The organism is Sphingobacterium corticibacter (genome assembly GCF_003076635.1).
GTDB lineage: Bacteria > Bacteroidota > Bacteroidia > Sphingobacteriales > Sphingobacteriaceae > Sphingobacterium > Sphingobacterium corticibacter.
Genome location: NZ_QDKG01000006.1, coordinates 46,813 through 61,038 on the forward strand (window position 1 = coordinate 46,813; position 14,226 = coordinate 61,038).

General features: G+C 41.7%; 12 protein-coding genes. 5 read left to right on the forward strand and 7 right to left on the reverse strand.

The window, feature by feature from the left end; all coding sequences use genetic code 11:
- Positions 1-110: 110 nt before the first annotated feature.
- Positions 111-2,093, forward strand: a complete 1,983-nt coding sequence (locus DC487_RS14355) for a calcineurin-like phosphoesterase C-terminal domain-containing protein (protein WP_116776660.1) — start codon at positions 111-113, stop codon at positions 2,091-2,093.
- A 171-nt stretch (positions 2,094-2,264) separates the two neighbouring features.
- Positions 2,265-3,110, forward strand: a complete 846-nt coding sequence (locus DC487_RS14360; protein WP_116776661.1) for a hypothetical protein — start codon at positions 2,265-2,267, stop codon at positions 3,108-3,110.
- Between the two features lie 28 nt (positions 3,111-3,138).
- On the opposite strand, the gene nhaA is transcribed toward DC487_RS14360, so the two are convergent.
- The 6 genes from nhaA to DC487_RS14390 all read right to left on the reverse strand — a co-directional run bounded on the left by nhaA (position 3,139) and on the right by DC487_RS14390 (position 10,781).
- On the reverse strand, positions 3,139-4,365 hold the full coding sequence (nhaA, locus tag DC487_RS14365; RefSeq protein ID WP_116776662.1) for a Na+/H+ antiporter NhaA: 1,227 nt from the start codon (positions 4,363-4,365) through the stop codon (positions 3,139-3,141).
- A gap of 169 nt (positions 4,366-4,534) precedes the next feature.
- On the reverse strand, positions 4,535-5,776 hold the full coding sequence (locus tag DC487_RS14370) for a PepSY-associated TM helix domain-containing protein (protein ID WP_116776663.1): 1,242 nt from the start codon (positions 5,774-5,776) through the stop codon (positions 4,535-4,537).
- 132 nt (positions 5,777-5,908) lie between these two features.
- Entirely contained in the window at positions 5,909-7,126 is a 1,218-nt protein-coding gene (locus DC487_RS14375) for a hypothetical protein (protein WP_133228619.1), read from the reverse strand.
- An 18-nt stretch (positions 7,127-7,144) separates the two neighbouring features.
- Positions 7,145-9,574: a TonB-dependent receptor gene (locus tag DC487_RS14380; RefSeq protein ID WP_116776665.1), complete on the reverse strand. Its 2,430-nt coding sequence runs from the start codon at positions 9,572-9,574 to the stop codon at positions 7,145-7,147.
- 6 nt (positions 9,575-9,580) lie between these two features.
- Entirely contained in the window at positions 9,581-10,198 is a 618-nt protein-coding gene (locus tag DC487_RS14385; RefSeq protein WP_116776666.1) for a hypothetical protein, read from the reverse strand.
- Positions 10,199-10,268: 70 nt separating this feature from the next.
- Positions 10,269-10,781 (reverse strand): RNA polymerase sigma factor, encoded by a 513-nt coding sequence (locus DC487_RS14390; protein ID WP_116776667.1) that lies wholly within the window; start codon positions 10,779-10,781, stop codon positions 10,269-10,271.
- A 349-nt stretch (positions 10,782-11,130) separates the two neighbouring features.
- On the opposite strand from DC487_RS14390, the gene DC487_RS14395 reads away from it, so the two are divergent.
- Both DC487_RS14395 and DC487_RS14400 read left to right on the forward strand, forming a co-directional pair.
- Positions 11,131-11,916, forward strand: a complete 786-nt coding sequence (locus tag DC487_RS14395) for a PhzF family phenazine biosynthesis protein (RefSeq protein WP_116776668.1) — start codon at positions 11,131-11,133, stop codon at positions 11,914-11,916.
- A 526-nt stretch (positions 11,917-12,442) separates the two neighbouring features.
- Complete coding sequence (locus tag DC487_RS14400) at positions 12,443-12,757, forward strand: DMT family transporter (protein ID WP_116776669.1); 315 nt, start codon at positions 12,443-12,445, stop codon at positions 12,755-12,757.
- A gap of 56 nt (positions 12,758-12,813) precedes the next feature.
- Here the strand turns inward: DC487_RS14400 and DC487_RS14405 are convergent, their stop codons facing one another.
- Positions 12,814-13,371: a Crp/Fnr family transcriptional regulator gene (locus tag DC487_RS14405; RefSeq protein WP_116776670.1), complete on the reverse strand. Its 558-nt coding sequence runs from the start codon at positions 13,369-13,371 to the stop codon at positions 12,814-12,816.
- Between the two features lie 288 nt (positions 13,372-13,659).
- On the opposite strand from DC487_RS14405, the gene DC487_RS14410 reads away from it, so the two are divergent.
- Entirely contained in the window at positions 13,660-14,130 is a 471-nt protein-coding gene (locus tag DC487_RS14410) for a hypothetical protein (RefSeq protein ID WP_116776671.1), read from the forward strand.
- The last annotated feature ends 96 nt before the right edge of the window (positions 14,131-14,226 follow it).

Genomic DNA, 14,226 nt, shown 5'->3' on the forward strand with positions numbered 1-14,226 from the left:
AACAATGGAACGATCTCATCTATAAGAGAGAGATCGTTCCGTAGTTACTCTCTGCGGTGGTGTCTTTTGCACGTAAGCATCCTTTTAAAAGACTTCAATTAAGAATTCACATGAAAAAAAGATACTTCTCTTCGATCTACCGCTTATGTAAGGGAGTTCTGAGCCTATGCGTTCTCATGACGCTATTAGCCAACTCCTGCAGCAAGAGCACGCTAGATCCCATTGATGACAAGATCCCGACAGAAGAAAACCCTGTCAGCAATGATTTTAAGGCTACTATTGCTCCCGTATGGGATATTGAGCGTGGCAAAGCCATGCTACTTTCGGGTAGCGGCTATCAGCAAGGAGATATCTTGCAGTTAGAATCGGGACAACAAGGGAAACAAGTGCTGACCGTGGCCATTGTTGACGGCAAAGTCACGTTCCCGACCGATTTAGAATCGATCAACTACCGTTTGAGTGTGCTGCGTGGCACTACGTCGTACCCGATAGGCAATACCCAGTTCAACTACGTACTACGTGCAGACATCCCAAATCAAGATGGGAAGAATATCAAGGGCGTGGTGCATATTGCAGGGCAAGGGCTTGCCGATGTAGTTGTTTCCGATGGCTACGATGTGACGAAAACAGATGCGCAAGGCGTTTATTACCTCAGCTCTAACAAGCGCACGGGCTATGTATTTATTTCCATTCCAGCGAACCACGAACTTACTGAAACAGTAAACAAGACCCCAAAATTCTATCAATTTGTGGCTTCCAACCCAGATCTGGTCGATACGCGTGATTTTGAACTGAAAGCCGTGAACAACGATGACCACGTGATCTTGGCGTTAGCCGACATGCACTTGGCGAACAGAAATAGTGACTTGAGTCAATTTCAGAAAGGCTTCATAGCAGATGTGAATCAGCAAATCGCTCGCCTTAAATCGGAAGGAAAGCAAGTTTATGCGCTGACGTTGGGTGATCAGACATGGGAAACCTACTGGTACAGCAATAGCTTCATGCTACCTGAATATGTTCAGCAGATGAGCAACCTGCAAGCTCCAGTTTTCAACACGATTGGAAACCACGATAATGATCCCTACTTCGCCAACGATTGGATGTCCGAAAATGCGTACCGAAGAATTCTCGGCCCGACTTATTACTCCTTCAATCTGGGGCAGGTGCACTATGTCGTACTCGATAATGTGGAATATCTGAATACAGGTGGTTCATACGGTACGGTGGGCAGTAGAGATTACAACGCTAAAATCACCGAAAACCAGTTGGAATGGCTGGCCAAGGATTTGGCATCTATACCGTCGACTACACCTATCGTGCTCTCCACGCACATCCAATTGCACCACGCACCCACAGAGCAAGGCAACACGCCCAACTTTCGTACGAGTAATGCGCAGCAGCTGATTTCCTTGTTGGATCGTTTTGCAGAAGTGCATGTGATGACCGGCCATACGCATGTGAACTATCGCGTGCCACGCAATGATAAATTTATGGAGCATAACGTTGCCGCGCTCTCCGGAACTTGGTGGTGGACAGGGCGGCCAGGCTATTCCGACAACCATATTGCGCCAGATGGCAGCCCAGGTGGTTATGGTCTTTGGGAAATGAATGGGCGTAATATCGCTTGGAAGTACAAGTCCATCGGCTATGCGCCCGAATACCAATTCCGTGCGTACGACCTGAATGAGGTGGAAATCACCGCAACTAAGCACGCGCCAGCTGCCAATGCCACATTCCGCGCGATGGTGCCCCAATATGCTGCCGATTTTGCCAAAGCAAATAAAAACAATGAAGTATTAATCAATGTGTGGGGCTATGATCCCAAGTGGACAGTGTCCGTTACCGAGAATGGCAGGCCACTAGACGTACAACGCATTTCTTCGTACGATCCGCTGCAGATTATTTCTTATGGTATGCAGCGCCTCAACGTGAATGCAACACCTACTTTTGACGCCGCAAATACTTCCCATATGTTCAAAGTGAAGGCTTCGGCCGTTAACAGCACCTTGCAAATCAAGGTCACCGATCGCTTCGGTAATACCTATAGCGAATCCATGGAACGGCCAAAAGCTTTTACCTACTCGATGCGGTAATTGGATCCCAGCAAGCTACTGGCCGCTTAGCCAACAGCTTGCTGGGGTTTTCGTAAAGACTTTGAGAAACTCGCTGCTGAACTTTGCGTTGCTGCGTTTTCTCTTTGGATAGGTTGATAGCCTTATGGAATTATGAGGAATTATTCATCATAATGCTAAAGCACATCCTTTATGAAGTATTCAGCCCTTTTAAGTTTCGTGATCTTCCTGACCTCATCGCTTCCTTCTTATGCAACGGAGCAAGCCCCAGACCGATTAATTATTTACGGCGACACCACCTTATTACACGCTTTGCCTTTACAGCAATGGCTAGAACAAAATGATTGGAAAAAACCATTATTCCCCGATTCATTAAGTAGTTTTTCAACGGGATGCTGGCGGGGGTATGTTGCCTTTTGGGAAATTATCGACGATCGATTGTATCTAACGAATATCTATAACGGAAACTACAGCGCAAAAGTAGACCTCGATAGCTTATTTATTGGTAAGGTATATCATGGACGAGTATCTGCCGACTGGTTTACAGATACCGTAACAGCATATCAAGGAAAACGAGTTTATTATTTACACGCAGGCTTTTCCAGTATTTATGAAGATGAGTTTGAACATGTTTTTGAAAAAGGTGTATTAATAAAATCTATGTATTTCGACAACTCTTTATCGACAAGTTCGATGCGTACCATGCCCGATTCGTATCCGACAGCTATGATTGATTCCCTGGTCGATTGGAAATCCTTGCCGCAGATCGAAGGACGTGTAATCGTTACACTTCATGTCGAGTTGAACAAACTGGGACAAGTTGATTCTGTACTAAGTATCTATGGTGCCAACGACATATTTAATCAAGAAGCACTGCGAGTAGCTCCTTTATTAACTGGTTTGCCTGTTACTTACAAGCGTGGAGAGCTGCTAAAGATGAGATCTTTAGTTTTCTTTTTTACACGTAAAAAACAACAACAGTTTCTTCTAGGCACCACGATACCGCTGCCTAATTTTTGTAACGAAGAGGCACTCTGACTGTGGTGAAAAACCGCTGCGTCATTTTCTAATCGTCAAGGGACTTTCCAATGGTAATAGTTTCGCTATCAAGTTTCTTATTCTCGGAGATAATTTTTTTGGGGCTGAAATATAGTATTAAATAGCCCAGCAATCCAGCAAATAACGAAGTTAATAAAATGGACAGCTTCGCCTCCGATACATGCAGTGGGTCGGAAAAAGAAAGTAATGCAATAAAGATAGACATCGTAAAACCAATTCCCGCTAATAATCCCACACCAAGAATGTGTATCCAAGTACTTCCTTTTGGCAATACTCCAATTTTAGTTTTGACGCAAAGGAATGTGGTCAACAATATCCCAATAGGTTTTCCCAGCAGCAGGCCTAAGGTAATTCCCAAGCCAAGAGGTGCAGCTAATCCATCGATCATTTCGCTTTGCAGGGTGATGTTGGTATTGGCGAAAGCAAAAAGCGGTATGATTAAAAAGTTAACAGGACGAACCAATGCATGCTCCAATCGTTCTAGCGGTGATTCTATCTCGGTATCGTTGGTCGGTATAGTCATCGCAACGAGTACACCAGCTATGGTAGCATGAATGCCGGAATGATGTACAAAATACCAAACAAATACACCAGGGATAAGATAAAGATACGGATTAAGCACATTCAGACGATTCATCACTACTAATACAACCAGACCGATTCCTGCATACAAGAGATAGGTGAGCTCAATGCCTGAAGAGTAGAAGAATGCAATAACCAATATCGCAATTAGATCATCTACTATGGCCAAGGCAGCTAAGAATATTTTTAGACTTGCCGGAATACGCTTGCCCAAAATATTGATAACTGCTAGGGCAAATGCAATGTCAGTAGCCATCGGTATACCCCATCCACCTTCTGTGATAGTACCGCTATTTAGGCTGAGATAAATCAAAGCCGGCACAATCGCACCACCTATGGCACACAAAATAGGCAATGAGGCTTTTTTTGGAGATGAGAGTTCGCCTTCTACTACTTCGCGCTTTATTTCCAAACCAACTAAAAGGAAGAATATCGCCATTAATCCATCATTTATCCAAAGCAACAATGGATATCTAAGATGAATCGATCCGAAGTCTGTACCTAAAGGATAATCCAAAAAAGCCTGAAGATTATCTTTCCAAGGACTATTCGCTATCGCGAGTGAAAGCAGCACGCAAATGAGCAAAAGAATACCACCGGCGTTCGCGGATTTGAAAAAACTTTTAAAAACAGTAAGGTTTATTCGTTGCATTTTATATGGAGTTCTTACCAGTACAGATTCTCTGAAGGGCGTTTTCGATTTAGTAACATAGACAGGGTCCTTTCCACATTTCCGCTGCTATTACTAGGTTTGGAGTAAAAATACGGCTTTTTTGATTATTTCAAGAACATCCTTTGCTATCTTCCAAAGGTTATTGCGCTCAGTTTTTCTTTTTCTTCGCTTTTTTTGCCCACTTGCGATTATACCAAATTATAAAGCCCGTTACGGGTAGAGACCCTGCAATCAATGTCAGAAAAAAGGCTAAGATTTTCGTCGGTAGTCCCCATATCGAACCGACATGAATGTCGTAATTTAGTCGTCGGAATTTTTCTCCGGCACTTAGCTCATAAAAGTCTTTGTTAAATAGCGTAATGCTGTTTGGTAAAAAAGCTGCGGTGTACCGATCAAAAGAATAGTATCTATTATTGTATTGCCTATCCATACTATTACGAATGTATACCTGAATGGTGGCATCTGCGCGATCTCTATTCGGGTAGCTGATGGTTAAGTAATGAGGGTCGGGGTACTGATGCAAAATCTCTGCAATCTGCTGGTCAAAATTAAATAGAAAATCATGGTTGCGGTTCATCTGCGTAGTATCTGACTGCACGGGCTGTCGCTCCGCAAGTGTCTCTCCCCAATTTGTAGACCAATAAAGAGCTTTGTTGAACCAAGTAATGCCGTAGTACATGCCGGTAATAGCTAATAGTGCGATCAACAAGAAGGAATAAAATCCGAATACATTGTGCAAATCGATGTTTAGCCTCTTCCATCCAGCCTTCCATTTCACCTTAAAGCTTTTATCGCGCGTCGATTTTGTCCATTTTTTTGGATACCACCAAACTAGACCCGTTATCAAAGTAACTGTAAATACCAACGTGGCATAGTTAACGATAGGGCGGCCTATATCGCGCGGTAGCCATAGGAATCTATGTCCGTTGATAGACCAAGCAAAGAATGCTTCCAACTTTTTGTGCAGAGCACTTTCCGAATCTGTATCCGCAGTTTTTAGCCCCAAATACCTGCCGCTATATGGATGTAGTAAGTGAATATCTGACTTAGTTCTCCTTTCTCTATCTACACCTGATGGATTCGCTATGCTGAACGATATCGGAGAATCTCTGGTATAAGTGATGTTGCTGATCGAGCTACCTGAGAAAAGAGAATCTGCAATGCTGGACACACGAGAGGGCGCCAAAAGAGATTTGTACTGCGCTAAAACAAATGTATTCTCTTTTTGCGGGATCACTAATGAGGTTATTTCGTAATGAAATACCCAAAGACAACCGGTGATGCATACGATCATCACGATGATGCCTGATATTAGTCCCAGCCAAAGGTGTAACCAATTGTTGATTGAGCGAAAGACGGAATTTTTCCTTCTTTTTGGGTTTACAGTCATGTGTTTAGATATTGGAATTGGCGTAGCGACTTGGATCAATCGTACTTATAGTAACTATTTTGGTTTGTTTCGGGTAAAAAAATAAGTTGTGCGTAGAGCGCACAACTTATCGTTTCGTTATGTTGGTTATAATTACTTGATTTTATTCACATGATACACCCACGTTATGCCCGGATCGATCTGAGCGCCGCGTTTGATGGTATTTGTTCCAGGATCATATTCGTAAACAAACCATTTGGCATCGTCAGTCTTGAATACATCATATAACTTGCCATTTTCCATAAAGTTCATCGTAGTTTTAGGCTCTGCCCCGCCAGCAAGGATACGTAGATCAGCAACGATTTTCTTATTGGCCGGATCGACGACATAAGGACTAATGTATGCTTTTCCACTGCCTAACTTTTGGATCATAGAAGATGAGTTTTTGAAGATGTTGAAGTCTTTCAAGTCGAAGAAATAATCGGCATCTATCGCAGTTTCTCCCGCCTTAATGCGCAAGAGTCCGTAGCTAGATGTGCCCACACGTCTTGTTAATATGTATAGATCATTGTTGTCGTCTAAGAATGTAGGTTTGTTAATCTCCCAATGTCCAGCTGTAAATCCACCTCTTGGGTCCTTAATAATTTTCCCATTGGCTAAACTCGGATAATCACATACATATATATAAGCGGTATCTATGATATCCATACGAGTTACATTACTTCTGTATTTGTGACCTACAAATAGTTTGTCACCACGTACAGTCATACTGGTAGGTACGATGTATGGATCATCGTCAGCACCATTGGTCTGTTTTGGCACATAGTTGATCATCGGAATTTCGACGTTCAATGTTTTATTGATCGTCAGATTATTGGTGTTCATAAAATAAATAGGCTGTTCGAGCAGTTTTTTTTCCTTATTGGTCGTGCCAGCCGTTTTTGTGAGTACTAATTCATCTTTTGTAGATATGTTGTCTAGCACTTTTCCCATAAAGAAGTTACCAGGGAACACATAGTTGTTTGTTTCCCGCAGTTTACTATCGCTCGTAATTTCATGTTGGCTAAATAGTTTACCGTCGTTAGAAAGGTAGAATTTGCCATTGTGGTTATACGCATACACCCCATAGAAGGCTGCCGGTAGATGGGACGTGATATCAATTCCCTTATTGTTGTTAGGAGACAATAAAGTATCCTTCATGAGGTCATTTGTCGTAAGCAGGTACGAGCCGGTCGCGGAAGTGACCCATAAGCTGTATAGATTACCACTGGTATCGATGACTTCGGAAGGGACATCGTCGGGCGAATCCTTGCAGGAAGATAACATAACGGTGGCGCTAAGGCACAGAGCAAGTAGTTGTTTGATATTCATAGATTATGTGTTTTTATATTACATTAATGATACACGGAATTTGAGGTAGTAAGCGCGCCCTGGCTTCTGCAACCTAAAATTATCGTAGGCGCGTTCGTCGGTCAGATTTCGCGCTTCGGCAGAAATATTATACCTGTTATTACTCCAAGAATAGCTTAAGATGGCCGAATGGATGGTCTGCGATGGAATATGATCTTTGGAAGACAGTGATCCTAGATGAGACTCACTCAAATAAAACCAATGATTGTATTGTGTGAGGTAGGATAGCTGTACGCGGCTTCCCTTTTGAAACCAATCATTTTGAATCAAACTGAGATCCATGCTGCCGTATACCCAAGGTCTATTTGGAATTTGATAGCCGTAGCTTAAGCTCACCTCTTGGTTGCTGTCATCCGTATATTTTTTGTTGTCGATGGCTTTATCGTACGAACCATTGAGGGTGACTGCGATCAAATCCTTGTAGCCGTACTTTAGTTCGGCGGCGAGACCATAGAGTTTTACACCGGGAATATTATAAAATTGAGAATATCCATCACCATTAATATCAACCACTCGCGTATTGATATAATCTGCGGCAAGACGGTAAAAACCGGTAACATCTACATTGAGAAAATTCTCTTCGTTTAAGAACGAATTATAGTAGAACCCTGTGTTGATGTTATCGCTTCGTTCTGGTTTAAGATCAAAGTTGGAAATGGTATTGAGTCCGTCGCCAAAAAACTGCGTCATCACAGGTAAGTTGTATGCTCGTTCGTAGGAAAGTTTCCAGCCTCCATCACGTGTAATACGATATCTAGAGGCTAAGCTCATACTGTAGAAATTCCAAGCCTTTTCATAATGGATCAATTCGCCCTCAACCAATTCGTTATTGCCATTGTATTCTCTTTCGTCTATGTCTTTGGCCGCGTCTAATCGGTAGTACTTAAGTGCAAGCACGTTAGATAAACGCTTGTCAAGCCATTGGTTTTGCCACGAGAGTCCCAATATGTGCCGTCCGAGGCTAGAGGGTAACCCCGACCGATCGTAACCATTGATCATATCAAATTCTCGCTGGCTACTACTATTATAATTATAATTCAGGTTGATGCTCTGCTTACGTTCTTCATCAAAGTCATAGTTGAGATTGATTCTGGCCAAATAATTGGACAGTTCATACTTGGTATGCGAAGGATCTCGAGGTGGTTCGTTTCCGATTGGAACCCAATTTCCCGACCAGCTGTAATTGTAAGCGGCTGTGTCACGTACATTACGCGTATCCATACTGTAGCTGCTGAATAGATCCACGTAGAGGCGTTTCACCACAAAATCACTTTTTTTATAACTCAACGTTGGCATCCAGTAGCTACTTTCTGACCATTGTCCTACGTTTAGTGTGTTGATGGTAGCACCTAGCTGGTTTTGTTTATGATTCTGAGAATAGGTGAGCCCTACATAGAATTGATCTGCCCAGGACTTGTCGCGAAAACCAACTTCCAGTTGCCCCATAGCAGAAGTGTAGGCATCATAAAAGCGCTTTACCTGATCGATTGTGTCAAGTTTATTATTCCTTTCCCCCCGAAGAATCACATTGTATTTCTCTTCGGAGTACATCGTATAATCATTGTCCGAATGGTTATAAAAACCGTTTAAACGTACGGACAACTTGTTCTTAGGGTTGGTGAAAGTACCTACCAAGGCAGCTTGGTGCGTGTTGAATGAACCAGTGCTATAGCTCAGATCTAAAAATGGCCTTGCACGGCGTTTAGTAATGATATTGACCGCTCCGCCAAGGGCGTCAGAACCTAAAAATGCAGGTACAACACCTTTATAGATCTCTACTCGATCTACCAAGTTGACCGGAATATTGTTTAAGGTCATGGATGTGCCAAAGTTGTCCATGGGCACACCGTCTATAAAGATTTTTGCGTCCAGGCCATTAATGCGAAATACAAAATTGGAACCCAGACCTCCATCTTCGCGTATGGTGACGCCGGTGGCTCTTTTGAGCACTTGGGTAAGATTTGCTGCTTCGTTGCTAAACTTATTGAGATCGATTACGCTCACATTAAATCCAGAACGTGCGATCTCACGCACATGCCGTTCATTGTCCGTCTGCCCAGTCACAGCAACTTCGTCGATTTGTTTACGATCTCCTCTTAAGATAAAATCAATCGTATGTTTGCCGTCCTTCACGACCGTTGTTTTTCTCTCTGTCAAGAAACCAATCGCGGTGATCACGATGTCGGCTTCGTGCCCAGCAACGTTGTGTTGCAGTTTGTAAAAGCCATCATAGTCTGCACTAGTGACCACGTTTGTACCGGCTATACGGACTGTTGCACTAGAAATGGCGTTTCCGAAGGTATCTTTAATATAGCCTGATAGTTCGCCACCATTACGCACCTGTGCGTGTGCTGTGGTACCAAACAGATGAAATAGGAAAATTGCAAGAGCAAAGTAGAGTGATTTCATGATCAGCTATAGGTAAAAAGTATTTTTCGCTTCTAAACTCTCCATATCAATAAGCGAGGCCAAATGTGCAACAAGAGGACTATCTGGCAGCATCTGGAGTTGCTCTTTAGATAGCAAGAGTACCTGATCGCCGATAACGCCCGGGTCTTGCGCTAGTCTGATATGCAAATAGGTTTTATTTTGCTCTAACGTTTGCTGTTTTGCATGACTGTAGGTCTGTATCTGTATAGCGCGGCTACCGGGGTTAGAGATGCGGTGTATATCTTGCAGCTTGAAGGGAATATCTATGTGCGAAGTCTGCTCAATCTTTTCCACATTAAGTGCATGCCTATAAGCATCGCCAACGAATAGCGTATCGTTCTTCTGAAAAGTAAAAAGCAATAGCAGGATGGCAGCTGCAGCATATCGCGAGCATATAAGTGCATATGGTCTACGCTTGCGACTTACTTGTATACTGCTTTGTATATCCTGCCACATTCGATTTTTATGCTGCAAGTCGCAGATAGAATGATCGATAGATGTTTCTTCAGAAAATTCTTTTGGTGCCAACCATTGCTCCACCTGCTTGCGTTCATCTGCGGTGCAAGTATTGTTTAGGTATTTTGCTAACAATTCTTGATTCATGTATAGGGTAGTATCCTAACTAGAGGATATGTCCCGAAAAAAAATCAAAAAGAATTGTTGTTAAATAAGTTTAATCCTTAAGTCCGTATGATTTGAGCTTTCTACGGACAAAACCGAGCGTCGTACACAACTTGTTTCGAATAGTTTTTTCTGATAGCATGAGGTTAGCTGCTATCGTCCTGTTATCCAAACCATCTTCAAATCGCATACGGAAAATGTACTCTTCATCTTTACTTAAAGTCGCTAATATCTTGTTAAGATGCCTTGCTAAGTCTTTACCAAGAGAGTATTCATCGGTTGCATGCGATGAGGCGCTCCACAAATAGTCTTTCTCGTCGAGACTTCGCTGTTTTTGCTGTTTTCTTAAGGTTGCAAGGCAAGCAAATTTAATGGCGCGTATCAAGTAAGCTTCCACATTGTTCAGATCTAGATGAGCTCTGCGCTCCCATAATGATACAAAAACTTGTTGTACTACATCCTGAGCCAACTCCGAATCTGCGAGAATGCGCGAGGCGTACTTATATACTTTATGCCAGTACACATCATATATTTCACGAAAGGCACTGCTATCAATTTCAGACATGGAAGGCCGGCTGTAATGTTTTATTCTGGCGGCGAATGTAATTACTATTTAGATTAATTACAAATAATAGCTGTCTGAAAAATACCATAGACCGTATATTTATCCGATAATCTGAGAGATTTTCCTGTTTTCGTAGTCTACAAACTATTTCATGTCTAGTGACAGTTGCATCTATAAACTAACCACTGCCCAACTTTGCGCTCACCCTTGAAAGTGGAATAAAAAAAGCTTACATAGGTATTAGCTTGTTCAAATTTTTTTGTCCTATTTTGGTCCTATCAATTGGGCAATCTATTTAATTGAATAAGCTCAAATTTTGGTTAAATAATTATAAATCTCTCAAAGCAATATGATCATCTATATCTACCAAGTTGATGCGTTTGCCGATAAAGTGTTTAAGGGCAATGCTGCAGCAGTATGTCCCTTGCTGTATTGGCTTCCGGATAGCCAACTACTTCAAATAGCTGCCGAAAATAATCTGTCTGAAACCGCGTTTTACGTCCCCAAGGACGATGGATTTGAGATAAGGTGGTTTACACCATCGGCGGAGGTAGATCTGTGTGGGCATGCTACATTAGCAGCAGCCTATGTAGTTAGTCAATTTGGGAATTACCATTCGGATAACATCCATTTTTACTCACCACGAAGCGGTAAGTTACCAGTAACTATCAAACAAGACCGTTTTGTACTTAACTTCCCGATGGATGAATTTTGTGAGGTGGACCTTACGGATGAGATTATTGCCACTACTGACCGAGTTCCTTTATTAGCCTTTAAAGGTAAAACCGATTATATGCTGGTTTACGAAGATCAATCTGATATTGAACACCTTCAACCAAATCTTGGTGCCATTTCTAATCTTAATGCGCGCGGCATCATCGTTACAGCCAAAGGTGATTCACACGACTTTGTGTCTAGGTTTTTTGGTCCGGCAGTCGGTGTCGATGAAGATCCTGTGACTGGATCTGCCCACACTACACTTGCGCCTTACTGGGCTGGCATACTAAACAAAAGCGAGCTTAGTGCTGCGCAACTATCGAAAAGAGGAGGGGAATTGACTTGCCAAATATCAGGTAACCGCGTTGAGCTGGCCGGTAGAGCAGCACTTTATCTCAAAGGAGAAATATATATTTAAATTATGACTTGTTACAGCAACTACGAAGCTTAAACAGCGGAGTTGTAAAAGGGTAGAAGGTATCTTCTGGTTACTTTGGTCAAGCAGATCAACCTTTTGTGATGTACACGGATTGGTTTTTATAACTAATTGATTTTAATGCAGATATTGTGATCTTTAGTCATTTCGGTACAAGGATATAATAGCGGAGTATATTAGTATGCTGTCTCACAAAAACAAAGGATATCTGATATTCCAACGAAAAAGTTTTTAGGTAGCATGAAGAATGCCAGCATCTAAGAGGTAATGCACATTTGATTCGCAATGATATAGCAAATCTCACAGCGACTCGATTTCTAAGAGAATGACTACGATGGATGCATAGAGAATATTAACTACTATTTTCAGCGCTATTTTAGATGTTTCACTGAGACATCCATGCACGTTTAGTTAGATTTTTACTAGAAACCTGCAATTTTCAGAATTTAACATTGGATAATTTTTAGAAATTTTGGCTGCCGTAGTTTTGTGCAAACAAATATTTAAAATGAACTGGGTATATTTAATTCTGGCAGGTGTTCTCGAGATTGGGTTCACCAGTGCACTCAAGTTGTCCAACAACTTTACTAATTTCAAGTGGGTCGCCACATTCGTGGTCTGCATAGTTCTTAGCTTTTATTTGATCAATCTAGCTACTAGAACTATTCCTTTGGGCACTGCTTATGCCATCTGGACAGGATTGGGCGCAGCAGGCACGGTCATGGTTGGAGCCTACTTTTTCAATGAACCGCTATCCGCAGGTCGCATATTTTTTATCTGTACGCTGATCGGCTCCGTCGTGGGCTTAAAAGCCGTTTCTTAACGAGTAATTATTTAATAGGATAGGAGCGATATTGAGCATCCAGCATACGCTGGATGCTACTTTGCCCTAATACGACTTAAAGTTACCTGCGTCATGCCAAGATAAGAGGCAATATGTTTAAGCTTTACACGGTTCATCAGTTCGGGAAAATCGCGTTGAAAATCTTCGTATCTCTCTATTGTGTTTTTAAATTGTCTAGCAATCAGCTGCTGTTCCGTCTCCAAAAAAGAGTAATCAGCCAATTTTCTACCCCAATTAGCCAGATCAATATCTTGAGCATACAAGTTTTCAAGATCGTCTTTTCTAAGTTGATACAAAACGCAATCTTCCAACAATTCAATGTTTTCGTAGCCAGGGCTGTTATGTACATAGCTTTTGATTGATAGCAAAGTCTTCCCTTCTGCAAAAAAGCCAAACGTTGCTTGCGTATTCTCCATATCTACATAGCCGCGTGCAATGCCTTTTGCAATCAGATAGATATTGTTGTTGGTCACTCCATGCCTAAATAACAAATGCCCTCTCGGCAAACTAATTTCAGAAGAAATGTCCTGCAAAGCCCGTAACGAATGCTCGGGCAATAGGGTAATCTGCTGTACAATTTCTTCGAAAGACATGGACATAACTTTTGTTTCTTCTTGTAAAAATACAAATGGTTCTCGCTTCTTAGACCTGTTCCTACTGTATTTTTAGTCCAATACGCCGATATAGTACTTATAGAAAAGCCAAACATTTGATTTGACGATAGGAATTAAAGATTGAATCCGTAGATTAGAGTAAAGTCATTTTTAAGACTACTTGCTTTAGTCGCGGTGTTCGTACTGAACATGTATTTTATCACAAAAAATATAGAAAGATCATGCGTAAGAGCTGCGTCTATTCATGCATTTTCCACATGTAATTCTATGAAAATAAGTATCGAATCTATTGATGTCAATTCCTTAACAGAGCAGGAACTACCTATTTATAAGCAGCTTGATGCAAGTAAATTTGGCGTTTCGCTAGCAAAAAAGGTAGCGGATAAACTGTTTCTAACTGCAGAAAGAGCTGCTGGGAATGGTGTATCCAGTCGAGGATTATATCATGCTCATCGGGATTATTGTGGGGTAGGGCTGTATTTCATCGATTCGGAATATACGATTGGTGAGGTTTACGATGGCATGGGGCCCTATCCCAAGATCGCGACTTTTCAATCCGAAGAAGAATTTGTTGAGTTTATGTCTTCGCAGAGTGATCAAAGTATGTCACTGTTTACACGAAGTTCATTTAATAACCAGACAATTACAAGGCTGCGATTAACATGTTTTTTAGAAGATGATTACTCTACGAGCTGGAACAGCTTCGCAGAATACCTTCAGAAGAGTCGCGAAGGGTAAGTAGAAGACCATTTAGGATGTGCTTTATATAAGCAAGTTGAATAAGAACAAATAACTGTATTTTTGTGATCAAAATTTTATTTGAATTTTGCAAAC

Bases quoted from the DNA above. Each gene is read 5' to 3' on its own strand.
- DC487_RS14355 (WP_116776660.1), top strand. From the start codon at position 111: ATGAAAAAAAGATACTTCTCTTCGATCTACCGCTTATGTAAGGGAGTT.
- DC487_RS14360 (WP_116776661.1), top strand. From the start codon at position 2,265: ATGAAGTATTCAGCCCTTTTAAGTTTCGTGATCTTCCTGACCTCATCG.
- nhaA (WP_116776662.1), bottom strand. From the start codon at position 4,365: ATGCAACGAATAAACCTTACTGTTTTTAAAAGTTTTTTCAAATCCGCG.
- DC487_RS14370 (WP_116776663.1), bottom strand. From the start codon at position 5,776: ATGACTGTAAACCCAAAAAGAAGGAAAAATTCCGTCTTTCGCTCAATC.
- DC487_RS14375 (WP_133228619.1), bottom strand. From the start codon at position 7,126: ATGAATATCAAACAACTACTTGCTCTGTGCCTTAGCGCCACCGTTATG.
- DC487_RS14380 (WP_116776665.1), bottom strand. From the start codon at position 9,574: ATGAAATCACTCTACTTTGCTCTTGCAATTTTCCTATTTCATCTGTTT.
- DC487_RS14385 (WP_116776666.1), bottom strand. From the start codon at position 10,198: ATGAATCAAGAATTGTTAGCAAAATACCTAAACAATACTTGCACCGCA.
- DC487_RS14390 (WP_116776667.1), bottom strand. From the start codon at position 10,781: ATGTCTGAAATTGATAGCAGTGCCTTTCGTGAAATATATGATGTGTAC.
- DC487_RS14395 (WP_116776668.1), top strand. From the start codon at position 11,131: ATGATCATCTATATCTACCAAGTTGATGCGTTTGCCGATAAAGTGTTT.
- DC487_RS14400 (WP_116776669.1), top strand. From the start codon at position 12,443: ATGAACTGGGTATATTTAATTCTGGCAGGTGTTCTCGAGATTGGGTTC.
- DC487_RS14405 (WP_116776670.1), bottom strand. From the start codon at position 13,371: ATGTCTTTCGAAGAAATTGTACAGCAGATTACCCTATTGCCCGAGCAT.
- DC487_RS14410 (WP_116776671.1), top strand. From the start codon at position 13,660: ATGAAAATAAGTATCGAATCTATTGATGTCAATTCCTTAACAGAGCAG.